Below are 19,817 nucleotides of genomic sequence, written 5' to 3'. Positions count from 1 at the left end.
TCAATTATAAATCATGGTTTAAACATCTAATTTCAAGGAATTTCCTTCCAAATAGACGGCTTTTGACTCAGTGATTTTGATTTTTTGATCTTCTGAAAAGCCAATGGTTTCACCGTCCTTTAAGGTGACATCACTGCCTAAAACATACTGAAGAATAGACAGGAGGAAATAATATAAGTCATCGCTATTCATAGGAGACTCGATAATTTCAATCTCAGTTCTTCCAAACTCTTTCAAACCATAAGTGTAAATACTAGTTTTATCTCCCTGGTTGATAATTCCCATATAAATCCAGAGTTGAAGGGGAAGCATTTCTTCTTTCAAAAGGTCAGTCAGGTCTAGATAAAGATCTTTGGGTAAGAGCAAGGTGGTAGAACCCTGATAAATACCAATAGCTGATTGACTAGTTTTTAAGATAGAGGCATTGACTTTAGTTAATAGGGAATAAGTTTCTACTGGCGAAAGATTGTCAGACAGGATAGAAACAATGGCGTGTTGTGTGTGCTCCTGTGTATCCTTCTCAACATCCTGCCAGAGGTAAGAATAGGCATACAATTCTTCAAATTCTTGACTTGGGATAGGCAAATCCATTAAAGCCAGCGCAACAAGAGCACCATCAATCACAAATGTTGCACTAGAATCATCCCCAGAAACTTCAGAAATTTCAAGCGCCCAGTGAGATTTCAATTCCTGAACGACCTGGTCTAAAGAATAGGCCTTCCTGCCTTTGAAGAGGGGCATGGACAAGATCAGTTTTCTTTTCTTCTCCGATTTTTCTTTCTTACTAGAAAATAGATTTTTCAAAAATTTCATAGGACTTCTCCTTTTTTTCATATCAGTTGGGAAGCAAAGCTATCTTGCTCAAAGTGAGTCGAGATACCAAGTTTCCTCATCTTCAAAACCGTAAAATTTCTCATCAAGTAGCCAATTTCCATCCACCAATCTAAGTACAAACTGATGCTTCATTTCTAAAGCTTCTTGATAATGGGTAATGACTCTTGCTTCTTCAGCTTTTGTCATGATAAAATCTACAGAAAAATCATTCGTTTGAACATAGTTATATTCACTTGGGGAGCCATAAGAATTTCGAACTCCTCCTTCCAAGTATTTTTGAGTCACTCGTCCAGTTAGAAGTTGCATTTGTCTCTGAAAATAGTCATCCATAAGTTCATTCCACTTGGGATGAAGTTGATTTGCTGGGATGCCAAGGCCTTCTTTTTCCTTATCCAGTGCTCTGTTACGCTCAAAAATTTCCTCTTCTAACAAGGTTAAACTTTTGAGTAAATCAAGCAATGGTGGGATAATTATTTCTGCCAGAGTTTGATATTTTTCAGGGGTATTTTTATAGTTCACTCTCATAATAAGCCTCTTAATCATCTTGGATTAATTGCTTTAATTCTAGGTCTGAAAGAAAGCCTTCAATGTAAAGTTTCCTAAGTAAATCTTTATCTACGGTAATTTCATAATAGACAGTCACAAACTCATGAAATCTCTCAAAGCTATCAAAAAGGTAAGAGAGCAACCATTCTCCGCCATCCTGATCTTGGTAAGTGTGTTGATGCGCGTGACCGTCATACCAGATAAAGAAGGTTGTTTCATCTTTTTGTTCTTCTGAATAAAGTGAGACATACTTTTCATCCAGTCCATTATAAAAACCATCGATGATATCTTGATTCCACTCGTCAGCAGCAAACTGGCTTAAACTGCTTTCATGATCAAAGCCTTTTATAAGGATCATTTTATCAGTCAAAATCACATCTAAAGAATCACCAGAGCCATTGTCAATAAGGTAGCGGAGTCCATAGTCTTCCTCAGTCTTAATCACAAGTCTGAGCCAATCCTCACTCGGATCTGTTAGAAACTCATCAATGACAAGCAAGGCATCTAAGCGAGTCTTTATCTTGTCCCAATTAATCTTTTTCATCTCTAAAAACCACCATCTTATTTTTTCTATTTATCAAGATCACAAGCCCTATAACGAGCTGTTAGATAGCCTGAAAAGCTAATCTGAGGGATATTCCACTCATTAGGCAAATAAATGGAACAATCTACCTGATCACCTAGAGGGGAAATTGCTGAGAAGACATATCTTCCCAAATCCTCATTATTAAGATTTCTTTCAACTTGACTCAATCTGCTAGTATTGAACCAGTCTTTAAACAGTAGCCAGATTTGCTCGGCATCTTCGTTTAATAGGGGGACTTTCAAATTGTAGCTGATTCCGACTCTACATCTTTTTTTGAATCCTGACTCATCAGCCTTACAAACTTTTATGGATCCCTTATCATACTGCCAGTTATCACTATCTAATAGGGGAAATTGAACAGATAGATTGTCTTTAAATCCCTGCATAGTATCAAATAAATCTTTGGAGGCAGCTTCGAATAATTCTAGTTCTTCCATAGTCTTCTCTTTAATTTTCATAGCTAATCACTTTTCGATTTAATCTGCATCAACCCAGATATGGTATTTTTGACAATGTAGACATCTAAACAAATAACCACAGATAGGCCCGTCTTTGACCAAGTAGTCTTCTACCTCTTGATATTCTTCACGCGCTTCATAGTCTGCCAAGACTTGCTCAGCGATTCCCATGGCCTTCAATTCTCGAGTTCCAACTGTACCCAAGTAAGCACAATAATCTTGGCAACAAGAAAGCCAATATTCTCCCTGCCAACTAGAGTAGCCTGGGGTCTGACAAAAAAGCAGATGATTCTTTTCTGGATCCAATTCACCCTGCCACTCGGCATCTTGGATAAATTCTGCATCGAATTTTTTAGCTGCTTGACCATTTGCAATACAAAATGGACAAAGGTTCTCTATGTTGTCAATACAATAAGGGATCAAGTCATAATAAATATTGCTTTCTTTCCCACAAGATGGACAAAGCTTGGCTTCTCCTTCAACAAATGAACCTGTAGCTAAGGGATCTGGATGATAGAGAAAATGTGGCAAAGACTGTAATAACTCCTGACTCTGCTTTTTATCTTCTTTTCTTAGGGGACGAGGAAGGGCATAACGATCACCATGACTCTGATTCATTTCTTGTAAACGGCTCAGTTTCTTTTTCTGTTTTCGATCTGGTTTATCTAAGATTTCGGTAAATAAGCTATAGGCACTAGTGTAGAGACCCAATTGTTCATAGAGGTCAACTAAGACTTTTTTAGCTTCTAAATCATCAGACTTAGCTAATTCATCAGCCAAATCATAGAGTGCCGCAACACTTGAAGGCTTTCCATCTTTAGCATGGTATTCCCTTGTCCGGGTGATATATTCTTGTAAATATGGATTCATCTGACTACCTTTTCTTACATGGATAAATTCTGATTAACAAATGGTGACGAGGACAATACTATTTAAGCCTAACATTGCTTTATATAAATCTTTCATTTCATCACCTGATTTTAACCTCTTATTGTCAGACAGTTAGTAAATTTCATACACAAGCTCTCTATCAACTTGAAAATATTTGTCGAATTTCACTAAAAGATAAAGGGATCCAGATGGAGAGACACCGGCATCATAATCTAGAGCAAATTCGCCATAAGAACTACTTTTATCCAAGATTAACTCCCTTAATTCCAGTTCTGTAACTGCTTTATCAGGCCAATTATCATGGATAACCTTTTGAGCTTTTTTATCAAGGTGTTCCAAGTTTCTATATAAACTAGTCATCAAATCATCTGATAATAAGACCAAATCCTGTTCACAGTAACCTGTAAAATAAATATTTATGTCTTTATTTAGATATCGCCCTAGAAAATAGATCCCCGAATCATGTTTTTCCCAGCTTATTCCCTTCCATAATGCCAATAAATCTTCTTTGTTCATTTATTACCTCAAGCAGTTTTATTCTTTTAGGAATGTTTAATAAACTTTCTAACAAATAGTGACCAGGACATTTCCATTGAGCTCCAGAATCTTTTTGTAAAACTCTTTCATATTTACAAAACTGATTCGAATTTCATCCTTGATTTCTTCCTCTTCCTCAAGATAATCCCAAATATCAGGATACAAGTCGGCTTTCTTGCAGGCTTCCATACTAAAGTCTTCCAAGGCTCTGTGCATGTCAAAACTTTCTAGAGCTTCTATGATTTCGGCTATCTTATTTTTTTCAGTATAGGCTATGTACTCAGACACTTTTTCTAAAGGAGTCACTCCTAAAACCGCTTCTCTCAAGGGATTGTCATCCAAAAATTCTGAACTACTAAATCCTGTCAAGACAAAGACCAAGGCATCCCACATTTTGTCAATATCTAGTAAGATATCATGACTATCAGCGGAATCCTCTGCAAAATCTAACAAGTCATCTTCTTGATTGGAAAGACCTTTTATTTGATCTAATTCATCGTCTGGTAAATATTGATAATTGGCAATCATTCCCATGATTTTGCTCCTTTGAATCAGTTAGTATTATACGGATCTTTCTATCTCTATTTCCCTAGAAAATGCTATAATGGAGCTAAGAAATTGTTTTATTGAATGTTAAATAGGGGGAAATAGTAATGTTCACTAGTATTGTTTTGGGTTTTTATGCTCTTTTCTTTCTATCCTTGTCCTTTACTATCTATCTCTATATCAGACTTGTAGTTGCGGTCAGACAAGGGAAAGATGTCCCAAAATGGATCTATAAACTCGGCCATGCCATTCAAGGTAGAATTCACGTTGACTATGAAGAAATCACAGATGCTAATGCCCTTAAAGAGATTCATTGGTTCTTGCTGATCTATTTAATCGTAAATCTACTGGTATTGGCTGGCTTCTACTATCATGGCAATAGCCTTCCGCAAGCAATTTATGAATGTTTGAAAAAACAATTTTTTATCGTACTTGTTAGTATGGTTTTAAAAAGTATTGGTAAATTTATTGTACTAGCTATAAGAAAAAACTTTCATAACAGTCATGCTTATGCATCAATCAACGCTTTTGTCGGGACAGCCTTTTTAACGAGTTATGTTTTTATGTTTTGCATGATGATGAGTGGTCTTCCAGCTCAACCTGTTCCAGTAACCATTCAAGATACCACTGTCATTATCGGGGAGAGCAAGGCTTCCGAGCTTTTAGAGCAAGGTTTCACCTTCGAAGATAAAGGTGCAAATAGTCCTATCACCAATCCAAAAAACGACCATTTCTACTACGGCCAGCTTCTCGAAATCAAGCGTGAAGATCAGTCCTATGGTTTTATGATCCTTACTCCTACTGGCAAAGATACTGATCAACTCAAAAACTGTGTCATTACCTACTATAGAACGCCTAAGGATGCCCATCAATTGCAGGGAATTTCTATCAATCATGTCAGTTTAGCAAATCTCAAGCTCCAAGATTTTCAAACAAGAAAATTAATCGATATCTTTGAAGTCAATCCTGCTGATTACAATGTCGCTGAGACTGACTCAAACTACATCCTAACCATTCAAACGGCAGATTACGACCTCTGGAAAAGATACAGGATTGAAGCCAAGTTCAATTCAGATGGTTCCATAGATAGTTATGGTGTTAGAGCTCAACACAGTATGTGGGAATGATTGACCATTTTCCCCTTTATCACATAAGCATTAAACTGAAAAAACATCATCGACAAGTTTATAGGTTTCGATGCGAAGGCCAGAAGAGCCCATATCTCTAGTGATTTCTTCATAAATATCTTCTAAATTTTGGGCTGGTGCTAGCATCCAAAGACTAAAAGGTCTAAGTTTCACCTGTCCAATTTTTTCAATATTTTCTAATAATTGCCCTAAATCTTTGTGATTGAACCAGCAATCTGTAACCAGAGCAAACTTTGTATTGTCCATCTTACAGGAGATATGACTAGTCAAAAAATCAGCGATTGTAGGCTTTTTTGTCTGTAAGAGGCGCGTGCAAGCCAGATGGTACTCAAGCTTTCTAGGACTCTGATCAACCATAGATACAAAGACAAGACCATACTCATCTTGGAACTTAACAGCAAGGATATCCCCTTCTTCAAAGTAAGGTTTGCGTTTAGCTTTGGCTTTAGGAACCTTTAGAGGTCTAGGATTTTCAGTTTGCAACTGAAGTGTAAGTTTTTCCAAGACCTTTTGCCTTTGCTTCAAAGCCTTTGGATCTATTTCCAACCAAAATGGATCAGTCCCTTTTTTGATAAGCTCTAAGGTTTTATCTCTGATATCGTCTGTCAGGTGACCAATCTTCCACAACGAGTAGGCAAGAGCAGTCCAATAAATTTCTGTAAAAAAGTCTGTTTGACAGTAATCTTTTTCCGCATCGAGAATATCCTTGATGGTATTTGCTACATGTTCACCATCTCTATAGCGACCAACTACCTCATTGTAAATGTCATAACCTTGATCACTGTCAATGATTTTAACGCCATCAATAGCCATACTCAACTCCTAATGCTCAATCAACATCTTATTGATAAATCTCAAAACTTATTTAATCTTATGCTTGTTCATTTTCTCTTGGAAAATATCTGTAAGAATTTGTCGCAATTCTTGAGCTTCCTTTTCAGGAAGTTGGCCTTCTTGTTCAGCTACAGCATACAACTCTGGATACTCAAGCGAGATTCTCTTAACAGTACGTGTAATGGCATGTTTTCTAACAAAAAATGGAATCCGTTTAATCATATCTTGAGGAATTAATGCGATAATCTTATCGGCAGTTTCCTTATCGTTAAGCTTAGAGAAAGTGAGTCCCTTTTTAATCATCTCTTGTTCTTTTTCTGTAAAATCTTTAATATCCATTGTGTCTCCTTATGAGTATTTTATTTACTTCTATTATACTATTTTTTAATTGGTCGAATGAAAAATCTCTATAAATCCTCTCTTGCCCAAGAACGGAATCTGTTGTAACAGGTAGTTTTTTCAGCAACTCTTGGATATCAATATCTTTGGGAAGAGGATTCAATTCTCCCAGACTATTTTCCTGAAGATGTGCTGCAAAGATAAACTATCCCTTTTCCCAATCCATAGCACAATCATTGATAACATCCACCGGCGACAGATCCAGTAGTTCTTGCTCTTGCGATATAAAAGTTTCGTAGATAAACTCAAAAATAGCTTCCTTATCAATTTTTACAACTCTTAATGTACATTCATCCATGCTTGCTGTCCTCTAATCATATCAATTTAACTATCATTCGGTTGGTAACTTCTTATCCCACTCTTTAGGCAAATCATCCCCAAAATACTATTTTTAGAGTTGAACCCACTTATCATTATCCATAATAAAGGACTTCGCTAGATCTTCACCTGTATAGTTTTCGTATTTTGTATCTAGATATTTGTAGCAATCTTCCTTGGTTGCAAATTTGATAGCTTGATAAGGCTCCTCAAAGGTTAACTTTTCGACAAAGAGATAACCGTCCTCGCTTGGCACAAGTATGCCGACATGACCGATAAAGAGAGATTGACCATCCAAGTCATCATGAACAACAACAGACAGCATTCGAGCATTTTCATTAAACTTGAATTGAGAAAGGAATTGTTCCATCTTTGCAGCATGCACCTTAACATCTGTCGTTGCTTCGATCTTGACTCTTGAGAATAAAATATCAAAAGCATCCTTGTCTTCTGCATCAAAGACCTTACCTCTGTCAATGGCATCATTATCGACAAACAAGAGAGAATCATCTTTCTCTAATTTAGGAATTTCGATAGAATTTTTTAATAAACAATAACTGTTAATACGACAGTTGGTACCGACAAAATCACCCTTTTTAGGCGTCCAAAGATTGCTTATCTTTTCAACATCATAGTCTGTTTTGGTAAATGTAGAAAAATCTCCAGTTAAGCCTACTGAACCGACAGTCGCGTTGTAATCATTGACAAGGTTGAAAAATGCATCGACTCTATCTTTATCCAAATGTGCAGCCAAGGCTTTTCGAACTTCTTCTGAACTTTCCTTGCTATTGAGGTTGCTATAGGTTCCTTAACCACCTTAGTAGTTGAACTATTCTGTTTTTCCGTAGATTGGTTTTGGTTTGTACCACAGGCAGCTAAAGTAAAGAAAGCTAAACCACAGCAGCTCATTAATCTGATTTTTTTAGATACTTTCATAAAATATTTCCTTATTTACTAAAATTTTTCAGGTCGATTAGCTTCTCTTATATTATAGTTCAAATTTATTTTAAGTCCAAGCATTTTGCTGAATAAAGTAGATTTTAAATCATTAAAAAGGAAGCTGGCACACAGCACGCTCCCTAATAAGTGAAATATCTATGAAATCTTTAATTTTAGTCACCTTTTAGCTGTACCTGTGTATGTGCTATAAGGTCACCTAGATGTCGCTTATCCTTCCTGAAAACCATCATTACAAGTAGGGCAACTGCGAGGAGAGTAGCTAAAAACGAGAGAATAATAGATAAGGAATCAAACTCACTATAGAAACCATGTATCGTGCCCATATGACCTATTTGCCAAGGAAAAAATTTAATGGTGTTTCTAAGCAAGCTAGCTTGCACTGTTTTTTTCTTGTAAACCAATTGAAGTCCTGCTTTCGCCTTCCCGAAACTCCCATTTTTTGTATAATCTAAGAATGTAAAAAGTAGAATGATTGGCAAAACAGAGGTAAAAAATACAAGACACTGCGACTGAATTTCTGTAAACTCTGGAATACCATTAAAAAAAATAGTGTAAAAAAGCATAGAACCCAAAAACAGAAGTGCTAAATAAGCTAGAATGAAAAGATAATCAAATAGTAATTCAATCATTCTTTTTTTAAACGAAATAGAATTAATTGCTAAAATCTTCCTCATCATCTCCTCCTTTGTTATCTACTATTCTTTTCAAAAGTTTTATTCTTTCGGTTGAGAATAGACCTCGATATGCTGACCTAGCACCTTGATTTCTACTGGTAGGTCATCAGATTTGTCACCATCAACATCCGTTTCCAACTCAACATCTGAAGAAATTTTAATATGACGGGCTTTCATATACTCGATATTATCATTTACGACGACATCTCCTTTTAATAAATCAGGGATAACTGACAATTTAGTAAGAATTGACGCATCTTTTAGAATCAAAATATTAGCATAACCATCCTTGTCTTCATTAAAGATTTTTTTGTCAGCGAAATAATTTGTGAGGAGAACTAAAACATGACTGGCTGGGCCAATGTAATTACCATTATCAGTCTCAACTGTAATGTTAAATGCTTGATCTGTAACCACAGACTTCATGGTATTAATCGCATAGGCGAGCATACCAAACTTTGTTTTATCTTCTATCCCAACGTTGTGGATAGCTTCTGGCAAAGAGCCAATACTAAAGATATAACCAAAATAATTTCCATTTGATTTTCCAATATCAATCTTGTTTGTAGAACTGAAATCAAGCTCGTTAATAGCACTATCAATATCCTGAGAGATTTCTAATAGTTTCGTAATGAGATTTCCAGTTCCCCCTGGGATAATCGCCAGTTTAGGAATATAGTCTTTTTCAGCGATACCGGAAATTACTTCATTGACGGTTCCATCTCCACCAAAAACAAGAACAGCATCATAGTGCTCCTGAGAAGCTTCTTCTGCAAAGTTTGTGGCGTCTTGTGCTTTCTCCGTAATTTTAATTTCCACATCTTCAAAATAGTCTCTAGCTTTATTCTCCAGTTTCACCTTATAATCCAAGGCTTTTTCACCTCCAGATGTTGGATTGATGATTACCATAATTTTTTTCATTTATTGTTCTCCTGTCATTAGATTTTCTTACTTTAACTAACCATCTCAAGTTTGGTCCATATAAATTTTGACCGCTTGGTATTCCTGCTCTTTAGCATAGGCAAACACCTCTGAATCTCTAATGTAATCAAAGATATTTTCCTCTAAATCTTCATCCCAGATCGATTCATGAAATATTTCATTCTCTTGACATGCTTCATAGAAAATATCGAGGTGAACCTGATAAAACTCTTCATCTTCATTTGAAGCTTGTCTTACTAAGGATAGTTGAAACATTGGCTTATCAGATATAGCTGTAAATGTCCCTGTTTCAAATAAAATCATCTCATCCTCAATAGGCTGACGACACAAGTCTTCAAAGATTGCTACTATTTCCTCTAAGGGCATCTTATCGGTGATTCTTTCTCTTAAAAATTCAAGTGATTGCTTCATATTTTTTCTCTTTCTAGATGTTTTCGTTCTTAGAATAATCCTATTAAAAAATTGAATCCCTACACCTTTTATTATACTACATTAACAGAAAAAAAGACTGAACCAGACGGTTTTCACCTTGGTTTCAGTCTAGATCTTTTTGATAATCGGAATAGCCACTGTAAGGACGTCTATCCCAAAATTAATTCCCTGTACTTGGTAGTGATAGATTGGGGCTAAGCAAAATTTAAAACTCACAGATACAACTTTCTTCTCACATTCTTTAGAAATTTTCACGATTAACTTCTTCAAAATAGTCATCCAGATGATGGTAGATTTGCATATCTTCTTCTGAACCATCTTTCAAAACTGCAAATACCTTCACTTTATCATCATTGACAAATACGAAATTATGTTCACCAAAATAAGCCTGATAACCCTTGTCAACTAAGGTCCAAAGTTCATCTTTTGTTAAACCAAAAATATCTTTTTTTACAAGATAGGTTTTCCCGATTTCCGTTTTCATGATAGATATTTCTCCTTAAGAAGCTAGATAGTGCTAGATGTTTCTCTTTACTGCTCAATCCGTCTACTAAAGCAGTGGCATGCACTCACAAAAAACTTTGGTTGACTATTGAATATCTTCCATCGCTTCTTTCACATATTCTTCGACATCTTCAATCTCTACAAAAAGCGGGTCTAAGTGGCATAAGAAGTGCCAATCTTCGGCGCCTCGTTTTCCGTAGAGAATCGCTTCGCCGTCTTCACTTCCGAAAAAGCTTCTGTCAACTTCATACCCTTTGTTTTCTAGGAATGCTTTTGCCTTGCGGAAGTTTGCTTCTCGTGCTTCGACATAAGCTTTCACTTCATCGTTATTCACGACATAAGCATCGATTTTTGTAGCTCCTTCGACCACTTTATCGTTTTTAAAGGATAGATTCGAAACCTCTTTCCAAATAATGTCCACGTTTTCTTCAGAATTAAACGAAAACCTAGATAAAGGGACATTGTTGCCGTTGAAGACAATTTCCATATAATCCGGCAATTGTTTGGGTTTCACATACTCCGCTTCAAACCCATCTTCGTTTTCTAAAGTATATCCCGGGATTTGCGCTACAAAGGCTCTTCCCTCTTCTAAAGAATCAAACGCGACTAAATCCTTTTGATAATCACCTTGGTACAATTCCAATATAACCATCGATAACCCTCCGTCATTCAGTATCGGTTCGCATAACGCTTATCTATTATTTTATTACAACCGTTTCTTCCCATCGTCTAAGCACCTCTTTCAAAGGCTCATCTAGATAGCTTAAGGCCTTATCCTTAATCCACTCAGGAATTCCATAAGCTGCCTCGGCGATACTTCCTGTGATTGCTGCAAGAGTGTCGCTGTCCCCACCAAGAGAAATCGCATTTCGAATCGCATCTTCAAAATCTGTACTTTCTAGAAAAGCAACGATGGCCTGAGGAACCGTATCCTGACACGTTTCATTGAAACGGTACGTAGGTCGAATTTCATCTAGTGATTGTGAGAAAGGTTATACCCATACTGCTGCTCTATATGCTCTTTTATGAGTCTCTTACACTCTATAGGGTTATCGTTGATTGGTTGCTCTTAGTCGCCACAGTAGCCTCCGAAGTAATACCGACACATAAAGATAGCATCAGACGTCGCCATAGCGCCCTTGATACCTTCTGTATGATTATGAGTCACCTCTGCAGAAAGTCGCGCGAGAGCTCTTCTGGACGGCCAGGCTCCCGTTCGTGCACAGAAACTACAATCCATGGCCCAAGCACATGGAGAAACACGCATAGCAGATCCATTTCCAAAGCTATTATAAGGGGAGCGGTCATTACTATGAATCCATGCATCAAACCTAGCACCATAACCAGCATCAGGATACATCCTACCATATTTCTTCATGGAATCAATAAAGTCATCCTTCTGTCCACCGTTCATGATTGCTTCTGCCACAGCACAGGTCATCACCGTATCATCTGTGAAAAAGCAGTCATCCCTAAACAAGGGAAAATCCTTCGTTTTAATATTGTCCCATTCGTAAACAGAACCAACAATGTCTCCAACTATTGCTCCTAGCATAAGATTTCTCCTTGTAAACTATTGGTTTAGACTGATTTTTCTACTTCCTATACTCGTTTATTCTATCAGCATATTCAGTCAAAAGATTTTTTGAATAAATTTTTTCATTACTTGAATTTCTAACTTCTTTCCAAAGAATAGAAGCAACTTTTAATTTGTTTGAGTAGTTGCGACTATTTTCGTCTGCACAGAAATCCTTTAAAAATTGATTCCATTGACAAACCGAATGGTCATACTTGGCATAATCTGAATTTCCATAATAAACTTTTAGCATATCTTGGATTGTAAAACTCAAATCATGTTCTCTTTTGACTTTTCTCCAAGCTGTCGCCATATCAGCAGTAAATTTAAAGGGCGAAACATCTGTTAAAGTTGAGAAATATTCTCTAAAGTATGCGTTAAAGGAGAATCCACATTCAAGTAAGGGCGTATCTAAGGTAACGACTTCTACTCGTTTCTTTTTCCTTTTTACTGTTGATTTTTTAATCAATTTCCCCTTAAAGTACTGCTTAATAATATCATTGAGTTCCTGTTTTGTACCTCTATATTCAAGCCCTAATGACTTGCATATCTGTGAAAGTTCATCCCGATACCAATAGTATTTGCTAAACTCATCAAACGATGCGATTTTATCAAACTCAGGTCTGCTCTCTATCAATATAATGCCTCCTTAAAAACAGTTTAGGTTTTCATTTCTAAATAATGGAGTTTTAGTTTCTTTATTCTGAGGATTAGCTACGTTTCGCTAACAAACTCACACACTCAGCGGTTCGGACTTACCGTATCACCCGTGAAAAAACAATCCTCACGAAATAAAGGAAAATCCTTCGTTTTAATATTGTTCCATTCATAAACTGAACCCACAATATCTCCCACAATTGCTCCTAGCATCAGATTCCTCCTTATGACATATCAGATTCATTACACATTTCCAATGGTTCACTCTTTAAAAATGGTGCCACCAAATCAATCCACTCTTGAGGCAGGTAAGCTGACAAATAGCCGTGATTATAGCCCTTTGCTTCATACAAAATCGTATTCGGATGTAGCTGCTGAAATAATTTCGCTGATTCTTTCACACAGTTCAATTCTTTTTCACCATAGATATACAGAACCTGAGCCTTGCTAGCAAAAATCATATTTTTCAGCTTGTAACATCCCATATAGCTTTTGTAAATGGTCACCAATGTTTTGACAGGCGTCCTTGGCAAATCCTCTAAATAATAAACTTTTATTTCCTCTGGATAAGCCAGTTTTGGATAGAGTTTATTCATCATGCTTAACTGAAGTTTGCAAGAGAATTTATTGAACATCAGTTTACCAAATAGAGACACTAGAAAGATGCTGATTTTAGCTAACCTTGGTTGAGGAATACAGAGGCTTCCATCTATGATGGCCTTCTCAGCAATTTCACTGTCTAAAGACAAAAGCTCCATGGCAATTTGACCACCAAGTGAAACACCACCGATTGCAAACAATTTCCCACCACAGTTTGCTTTGATATAGTCTAGAATCTCCAAAGCAGAATCTTCAGTAGAAACATAATCAAGTTGATATTCCTCGCCGTGGCCATTCAAATTGGGTAGAATAATACGGTATTCTTTTGACAAGATTCGTGCTTGACGAAGATAATTCCACCAAGAACTGCCACCACCATGTATCAGTAAAATAGGAGGCAAATTCTTATCACCAAATTCATGGAATTTCATGTTTAAACTCCTTACTGTAGAACTTTCACTAGATAAATACTTGTTAAATCAGTTTGAACAAGCAGTGATGCCTCATCAAATAGAAAAGTCTCTAACATTGATTATCTAGAATGACCACACGTTACTTTCAATAATGGATATCCTGATCTAAATTTTAGAATGTTGTTTCCTTACTAATTCTATTACTCGCCAATATAGTATAAATCAAATAACCAATAAAAATGATAATAAAAATAAGATTAATTTTTAACACAAAATAGAGATTTAACAAATTTGCGAACGCATGAAATAATATACAGTATCCCACAGATTTCGTTTGACGGTAAAGAAGCCCTAAAACAAAACTTAAAAATAATGTATATATAAAAAATAAAATAAAAGGAAATCCTTGATGACTTTCTTCAACTATAAACCATAAAGGCAGATGCCAAATTCCCCAGATTGAACCTACAATCAAATTAGATTGCCAATAAGTATATTTTTTATCAAGTAAAGGTTGTAGTATACCTCTCCATCCTAACTCTTCATGTCCGCCACCAAAAAAAATTAATTGAATAAAGAATAGTGGCATCAGATAAATGGATACTCCGTTTAATTCTAAGGAAGATACAGAGAATAGTATCAAAATTGCTAACAAATGAATAATGAAATAAATTCTACTATTTTCTTTCTTACTAAATACAAAATGTTTAAATTTTATATTATTCCTTTTCAAATAAAAGCCACTTGCAATAGCTGGTCCAAGTGCACCAACTATATGTAATATTCTTCCTATAAATGTCTCTAATCCCAAAATATAAGATTGTGTAAATATGGCAAGAAGCCCCCAAGCTATATAAGTAATTCCAAATGTAAAACAAAGATAATTTTTTAAATTCTTTTTGTCAATTTCTGTCATTTTATCTTCCTAATCCTGATTATTCTATGTATAATATTTTTACTGCTTCTTAGTTGCTCTCGATTATAACTACCTATATTCTATCACAAAAATAGGAGCAGTTTAATTGACTGTTCCTGTTTTTTATTACAAATATTCTCGAACAATTATCGTCACAACAGAATATAATTCATAGTTTACGTTTAAGTACTATTTTGTTACTAACTAGCTAGCAAAAAGAGTGAGGAAATCAAACGTTTCCACCACTCTTTTGTATTCTATTATAGATAAATCGATGTTCTTTCACTATCTATTTACTCTGTAATTTCAAATGATTTATCTTTCAGATTAGCTCTTAATTCTGCCACTGTATTGGCATCGGTATTGGTCCAGCTGATGCGAATAGTATTAGCGTCTTCCATGTCAACAGCAAACTCTCCATCAAATGCTGCGCTGGTATTACGGAATTTGAGCAGATCGAACAAGGACTGCACAACTGGGCGTTGAACTTCTCGCTCAATTTCTTCCAAATCATAATAGTGACGGTTGATGTTGCGGCCTTCTTTGGTTGATTCGAGCAATTCGATATCATTTTCTCCTGACAACAAGCCAACGTAGTAAATCTGCGGAATACCTGGTGCAAAACATTGAAGCACACATGCCAAGAGATAGGCTTGGTCATCATTTCCTAAAGTTGAATAGTAGGTACAATTTATCTTGTAAATATCCAAATTGTTGTAGGCCTCTGAGCTGTAAATCTTTTTGACATTTGCTCCTTGGGTATAGAAGGCTTCTCTTGTCGCCTCTGTTTCAACATCTGTTAGCAAGTCCTTGACATCGACCACTCCGATACTATCGTGCGTGTCCAAGGTTGTAAATTGCTTGCGAGGGCAGATTTCCATCCAGTGAACAAGACGGTTGACATTACCTGAATAAAGAGCATGAATAACCAGCATCGGAAGGGCAAAGTCATAGACATAGTAGTCTTGCTCAGCGATTTTTTGCTGAATGGTGTAATGTTCATGAATTTCTGGAAGAATTTTCACTCCTTTTGGTGCCAATAGCTGACGCGGAAAATGAAGCATTTCCCAAATATCTGGCTCAACAAAGAAACAGTTGGTGCCGATTTTCTTATTGGCGTAGGCAAAGGCGTCCAAGCGAATAATGGAAGCTCCGTGGTCCGCCAGCTGTTCCAGATTTTCCTGAATAAAGCGACGAGTTGTTTCTGTTGTCACATCGAGGTCGATCTGTTGCTCATCAAAGGTACACCAAACTTTTTCCTCACTACCATCAGCAAACTTGGCAATGCGATAGGGAGCACGTGGCTTCCGTTTGTAAATCAGGTCTACATCTTCCTGAGTCTGCCCACTGTTTGGCCAAAAGTTTTTGTAGCGGATAAACAAATCCGCATAGGCAGACTCATCTTTCTTTTCTAGGAAATCAAGGAAAAAGGCGACTTGGCTGAGATTAAGACCTACTTCAAGTCTTTCAGTTTTTTTCCAAGACTGTCTGAATAGGTAATTAACATTGCTTGATTTTTTACTTTCATAACTTGCTCTATTTACCTTCCTCAAAGCGTTTATAGATTGCTATAAATTCCTCAGCAATCGTTCGAAAACCTTCTGCACTCATTAACTGATCCTCAGCGTGCATCAGAAGTAGACCTGTTTGGCTTAATTCTCCATTCATTTCTTTTGTCAAAAGTGAGTGGTGAGCATTATGTCCCTGTACAAATGCTTCTTCGCCTTGTTTAATTCTATCTTTAGCCTGCTCGAATTCACCCTGCTTAGCCAATTGAATAGCATTGATGTACATAGATTTTGCTGTTCCTACATAGGTGATAATTTGAAAACACACTTCGAGTACTTTTTCGTCCATTTTAATACCTCTCTTACCAATCTTCGTCTTCTAAATCGCTTGTTTCTTGTATTACAGCTTGTAAAGCTTGTTTATCCATCTGTTTAATAAACGGATAATAAACAAAGAAAGACATAACCAAAATAAGTGTTTGCAACAAGGCTGTTTTCCAACCACCGATGATAAATCCTGAAATAATTGGAGGACAAGTCCACGGAACTTGAACGGCACCATACATAGGCGTCAGTCCAAAATAAATCGCTGAATACTGGATGATACAAGATAAAATAGGCGTTAATATAAAGGGAGTTGCTAAAACTGGATTCATTACAATCGGCAAACCAAAGAGCACCGGCTCATTGATATTAAAGATGGCTGGAACCATTTCAAGACGTCCAAGAATTTTTAGTTGTTTTGATTTTGCAAATGCAACCATGTAAACTACCAAACCAATCGTAATCCCGGCACCTGTAACATTGATAAATTGATCAAAAAATTGAATCGTCACAATATGACCACCATTGGCTAGATTTAATTCAAGGCCCTTATCCAAAATGGCTTGGTTTTCCAAAGCATTCGCCTGTAGCAAGCCACTCATGATGCCACCAACTACAGTTGAGCCGTGCACCCCAAACATCCATAAGAATGGTACAAGGAAACACATAAGCACCGCACCAAACAATGAGTCAGTCAAGCCTTGCATTGGTGTTTGAATAAGATTATAAATCACTTCAATCGTTGTGACCTTAAACAATTGTTCAACAAGTCCGACAAAGATCGTTGCCGCTGTGATGATAACAGTAGCAGGAATCAAGGCTGAAAATGCGTTGGCTACACCAGTTGGTACGCCATCTGGCATTTTGATTTTGATATTTTTCTTCAAAAACCAAGAATAGCTTGCTCCTACAATCAAACCAACGATAATGGCACCAATCATCCCTTTCCCGGAAGTCCAATCCTTCAGAATAATGTTACCAACTACATCCCCATTTTTAGAAATCAAACCGGAGGGCTGGATTAGCAAGAAAACTGCTAGGGCAATGACACCTGCCCCAAGCGGCTCCTGTTTTTCTAGCTTAGCATAGGTATACGCAATACCAATGACTGTTACAATCGCACTGATATTAAAGGTTGCACCAATTGCTTGATTGAGAACAGGGGTAATACCACTAGTTTCTAACATCGTTGCTAGAGCTGGAACTGGAAGATTGGCCAAGATAAGAAAGATGGAGCCAACAATCAACAATGGCATAGAGAAAACAATACCATCTTTTATCGCTGTTACACCTTTGGTATTGACAAAGGCCATCATCCTATCAACAAACTTTTTAATCAGTTTATCCTTCATCATCTTCTCCTTATTTTTTCATCATGTAAGCTTGTTTAAGAACTGCCATACCGTTTGCAGTACCATAATCAGCCATTGCAATCACTTCTACAGGAACATTGTGAGAAGCACAAATTTCTTTTGCTTTTTCAAGTTGGAAACCAACCTGTGGGCCTAATAGAGCCACATCAATATCTCCAACTCTTTGTTCCAATTCACTGATGGAATAAGCTGCAATTGTTGCATCTTTCCCTTTTTTCTGAGCCGCTTCTTTCATACGCTCAACCAAAATACTTGTTGACATACCTGCTGCACAAAACAATCCAATATTCATTTTAATTACTCCTTATAATTCGTTTCCATTTGATGTAATCACATTTTGATACCATGTAAAGGAATCTTTCTTCATTCGTTGCAAAGTTCCTTCGCCATTATTATTCTTATCGACATAGATAAAGCCATAACGCTTCTCCATTTCACCTGTACCAGCACTAACAATATCGATACAGCCCCAAGGGGTATAACCAATGACATTTACGCCATCTTCTTCAATCGCTAACATCATTTGTTCAATGTGTTGTTTGAGGTAATCAATGCGGTAAGAATCATGGATTCCATCAGGCTCTACCTTATCATAAGCACCGAATCCATTTTCAACTATAAAAAGCGGACAGTGATAGCGATCGTATAAAAGATTTAAGCTATAGCGTAATCCCTCAGGGTCAATCTGCCAACCCCAATCGCTTGATTCAATATAGGGATTTTTCTTAGTATAAACATCTTTGAAAAGTTCTTCTGTTTCCTCAGATGCTGTAGCAGTCACTGTATCACTCATATAGTAACTCAAGCCAATATAATCTACACAACCTTCTTTTAGAGTTTCTAGATCTTCTGGTAAAATATCCAGTTTGATATTATTTTTTCGACAAAAGGCCTCGATATAGTAAGGACGCTCTCCAAAAACATGAAGATCTCCATAGTGAAATAAACGATGCTCCATTGCCTTCTGGCTAGCAAGTATATCTTTTGTATCACATGTATTCGGGTAAAATGGTACCATTGCCAGCATACAACCAATTTTGAAATTTTTATTGATTTTCCGACCCAATTGTACAACTTTTGCAGAAGCCACTGACTGATAATGGATAACCTGCTGTAGTACCTCAACTGGATTTTCATCTTCATGATAAATGACACCAGAATTAGTCCATGAGCACCAAGGAACATTAATTGCACCTTGATTATTGATCTCGTTAAAGGTCATCCAATACTTAACTTTGTCCTTATATCGTTCCATGACGACTTTCGCAAAACGAACAAAGAAATCAATCAACTTGCGATTACGCCAAGCACCATACTTAGTAACTAGATGATAGGGCATTTCAAAGTGACTGAGTGTGATGACCGGTTCAATTTGATGAGCTAGAAGCTGATCAAATAAATCATCATAAAATTTCAACCCTTCTTCGTTAGGTTCTTCTTCATCTCCATTTGGGAAGATACGAGTCCAGGCAATCGAAGTTCGAAAACACTTAAATCCCATCTCAGCGAATAATTGTATATCGTCCTTATAGGTTCTGTAAAAATCTATTGCATCATGATTCGGATAATATTCGTCAGGTAAGACGCCATCAGTAATCTGTCGAGAGTGGCTAGCACTTCCAACCGTCATCACATCGGCTATCGAAATTCCTTTTCCACCTTTATCATATCCTCCTTCAATTTGGTGAGCAGCAACTGCCCCACCCCATAAAAAGCCTTCTGGTATTTTTGCCATTTTACCAATCCTTTCTGTATTTTGTACTAGCGCTATGAACAAGTCTATTTTATAACATACTGTACCTGCTGACAATAGATATTGAGATAGAAAATAAATGTACAGT

General features: G+C 36.7%; 25 protein-coding genes and 2 pseudogenes. 1 reads left to right on the top strand and 26 read right to left on the bottom strand.

The annotated features are described in order from the left end of the window. Positions 1-18: 18 nt before the first annotated feature. The 7 genes from HMPREF9188_RS05310 to HMPREF9188_RS05280 all read right to left on the bottom strand — a co-directional run bounded on the left by HMPREF9188_RS05310 (position 19) and on the right by HMPREF9188_RS05280 (position 4,386). Positions 19-813: a DUF4261 domain-containing protein gene (locus HMPREF9188_RS05310; protein WP_009730142.1), complete on the bottom strand. Its 795-nt coding sequence runs from the start codon at positions 811-813 to the stop codon at positions 19-21. A 48-nt stretch (positions 814-861) separates the two neighbouring features. After that, entirely contained in the window at positions 862-1,359 is a 498-nt protein-coding gene (locus tag HMPREF9188_RS05305; RefSeq protein ID WP_001265711.1) for a hypothetical protein, read from the bottom strand. Positions 1,360-1,369: 10 nt separating this feature from the next. After that, on the bottom strand, positions 1,370-1,924 hold the full coding sequence (locus HMPREF9188_RS05300) for a hypothetical protein (protein WP_000723611.1): 555 nt from the start codon (positions 1,922-1,924) through the stop codon (positions 1,370-1,372). A gap of 26 nt (positions 1,925-1,950) precedes the next feature. Beyond that, on the bottom strand, positions 1,951-2,424 hold the full coding sequence (locus HMPREF9188_RS05295) for a hypothetical protein (RefSeq protein WP_000692854.1): 474 nt from the start codon (positions 2,422-2,424) through the stop codon (positions 1,951-1,953). An 18-nt stretch (positions 2,425-2,442) separates the two neighbouring features. After that, positions 2,443-3,294, bottom strand: coding sequence for a CbrC family protein (locus tag HMPREF9188_RS05290; protein WP_009730140.1), 852 nt, complete (start codon positions 3,292-3,294; stop codon positions 2,443-2,445). A 132-nt stretch (positions 3,295-3,426) separates the two neighbouring features. Further along, the gene (locus tag HMPREF9188_RS05285; RefSeq protein WP_009730139.1) at positions 3,427-3,831 is read right to left on the bottom strand and encodes a hypothetical protein; all 405 of its coding nucleotides are present in this window, start codon (positions 3,829-3,831) and stop codon (positions 3,427-3,429) included. A gap of 48 nt (positions 3,832-3,879) precedes the next feature. Beyond that, positions 3,880-4,386, bottom strand: coding sequence for a YfbM family protein (locus HMPREF9188_RS05280; protein ID WP_009730138.1), 507 nt, complete (start codon positions 4,384-4,386; stop codon positions 3,880-3,882). Positions 4,387-4,505: 119 nt separating this feature from the next. Here HMPREF9188_RS05280 and HMPREF9188_RS05275 point away from each other — a divergent pair, with 119 nt between their 5' ends. Next, positions 4,506-5,525 (top strand): hypothetical protein, encoded by a 1,020-nt coding sequence (locus HMPREF9188_RS05275; protein WP_009730137.1) that lies wholly within the window; start codon positions 4,506-4,508, stop codon positions 5,523-5,525. A 30-nt stretch (positions 5,526-5,555) separates the two neighbouring features. Here HMPREF9188_RS05275 and HMPREF9188_RS05270 read toward each other — a convergent pair whose 3' ends face one another. The 19 genes and pseudogenes from HMPREF9188_RS05270 to HMPREF9188_RS05185 form a co-directional block, all read right to left on the bottom strand. After that, positions 5,556-6,359 carry a hypothetical protein gene (locus tag HMPREF9188_RS05270; protein ID WP_009730136.1) on the bottom strand — a complete coding sequence of 268 codons (804 nt, stop codon included), beginning with the start codon at positions 6,357-6,359 and terminating at the stop codon, positions 5,556-5,558. Between the two features lie 48 nt (positions 6,360-6,407). Continuing rightward, on the bottom strand, positions 6,408-6,719 hold the full coding sequence (locus HMPREF9188_RS05265; RefSeq protein WP_000351658.1) for a hypothetical protein: 312 nt from the start codon (positions 6,717-6,719) through the stop codon (positions 6,408-6,410). A 205-nt stretch (positions 6,720-6,924) separates the two neighbouring features. After that, positions 6,925-7,077, bottom strand: coding sequence for a hypothetical protein (locus tag HMPREF9188_RS10595; protein WP_009730135.1), 153 nt, complete (start codon positions 7,075-7,077; stop codon positions 6,925-6,927). Positions 7,078-7,170: 93 nt separating this feature from the next. After that, positions 7,171-8,033, bottom strand: a pseudogene (locus HMPREF9188_RS05255) (DUF4300 family protein). Between the two features lie 176 nt (positions 8,034-8,209). After that, positions 8,210-8,731, bottom strand: a complete 522-nt coding sequence (locus HMPREF9188_RS05250; protein WP_009730133.1) for an RDD family protein — start codon at positions 8,729-8,731, stop codon at positions 8,210-8,212. Positions 8,732-8,770: 39 nt separating this feature from the next. Next, positions 8,771-9,652: a diacylglycerol/lipid kinase family protein gene (locus tag HMPREF9188_RS05245; RefSeq protein WP_009730132.1), complete on the bottom strand. Its 882-nt coding sequence runs from the start codon at positions 9,650-9,652 to the stop codon at positions 8,771-8,773. Positions 9,653-9,697: 45 nt separating this feature from the next. Beyond that, the gene (locus tag HMPREF9188_RS05240; RefSeq protein WP_000814114.1) at positions 9,698-10,084 is read right to left on the bottom strand and encodes a hypothetical protein; all 387 of its coding nucleotides are present in this window, start codon (positions 10,082-10,084) and stop codon (positions 9,698-9,700) included. 262 nt (positions 10,085-10,346) lie between these two features. Continuing rightward, the gene (locus HMPREF9188_RS05235; protein WP_009730131.1) at positions 10,347-10,589 is read right to left on the bottom strand and encodes a hypothetical protein; all 243 of its coding nucleotides are present in this window, start codon (positions 10,587-10,589) and stop codon (positions 10,347-10,349) included. Between the two features lie 105 nt (positions 10,590-10,694). Beyond that, a complete protein-coding gene (locus HMPREF9188_RS05230) occupies positions 10,695-11,261 on the bottom strand; it encodes a hypothetical protein (RefSeq protein ID WP_000234982.1) in 567 nt (188 codons plus the stop codon). A gap of 46 nt (positions 11,262-11,307) precedes the next feature. Continuing rightward, positions 11,308-12,164: pseudogene (locus HMPREF9188_RS05225) on the bottom strand (ADP-ribosylglycohydrolase family protein). Between the two features lie 40 nt (positions 12,165-12,204). Beyond that, complete coding sequence (locus HMPREF9188_RS05220; RefSeq protein WP_009730129.1) at positions 12,205-12,822, bottom strand: SAP domain-containing protein; 618 nt, start codon at positions 12,820-12,822, stop codon at positions 12,205-12,207. Positions 12,823-12,926: 104 nt separating this feature from the next. Further along, positions 12,927-13,055, bottom strand: coding sequence for a hypothetical protein (locus HMPREF9188_RS10205; RefSeq protein ID WP_000900072.1), 129 nt, complete (start codon positions 13,053-13,055; stop codon positions 12,927-12,929). Between the two features lie 11 nt (positions 13,056-13,066). Further along, entirely contained in the window at positions 13,067-13,873 is an 807-nt protein-coding gene (locus HMPREF9188_RS05215; RefSeq protein ID WP_000668463.1) for an alpha/beta fold hydrolase, read from the bottom strand. 154 nt (positions 13,874-14,027) lie between these two features. Then, positions 14,028-14,771 (bottom strand): CPBP family intramembrane glutamic endopeptidase, encoded by a 744-nt coding sequence (locus tag HMPREF9188_RS05210; RefSeq protein WP_009730128.1) that lies wholly within the window; start codon positions 14,769-14,771, stop codon positions 14,028-14,030. 293 nt (positions 14,772-15,064) lie between these two features. Then, entirely contained in the window at positions 15,065-16,324 is a 1,260-nt protein-coding gene (gene gtfA, locus HMPREF9188_RS05205) for a sucrose phosphorylase (protein ID WP_009730127.1), read from the bottom strand. Further along, positions 16,308-16,628: a PTS lactose/cellobiose transporter subunit IIA gene (locus HMPREF9188_RS05200; RefSeq protein WP_000343791.1), complete on the bottom strand. Its 321-nt coding sequence runs from the start codon at positions 16,626-16,628 to the stop codon at positions 16,308-16,310. Before HMPREF9188_RS05200 ends, gtfA begins: the two co-directional genes overlap by 17 nt. Before the next feature lie 13 nt (positions 16,629-16,641). Next, positions 16,642-17,955: a PTS sugar transporter subunit IIC gene (locus HMPREF9188_RS05195; protein WP_000653348.1), complete on the bottom strand. Its 1,314-nt coding sequence runs from the start codon at positions 17,953-17,955 to the stop codon at positions 16,642-16,644. A gap of 10 nt (positions 17,956-17,965) precedes the next feature. Continuing rightward, a complete protein-coding gene (locus HMPREF9188_RS05190) occupies positions 17,966-18,268 on the bottom strand; it encodes a PTS sugar transporter subunit IIB (protein WP_001020606.1) in 303 nt (100 codons plus the stop codon). A 12-nt stretch (positions 18,269-18,280) separates the two neighbouring features. Continuing rightward, the gene (locus HMPREF9188_RS05185) at positions 18,281-19,711 is read right to left on the bottom strand and encodes a 6-phospho-beta-glucosidase (RefSeq protein ID WP_001062960.1); all 1,431 of its coding nucleotides are present in this window, start codon (positions 19,709-19,711) and stop codon (positions 18,281-18,283) included. Positions 19,712-19,817: the final 106 nt, after the last annotated feature.

The sequence above is a fragment of the Streptococcus sp. F0441 genome (assembly GCF_000314775.2).
In the GTDB taxonomy this organism is placed as follows: domain Bacteria; phylum Bacillota; class Bacilli; order Lactobacillales; family Streptococcaceae; genus Streptococcus.
The sequence above is the reverse complement of the archived record's forward strand: the minus strand, read 5'-3'. Positions and strand labels throughout refer to the sequence as shown.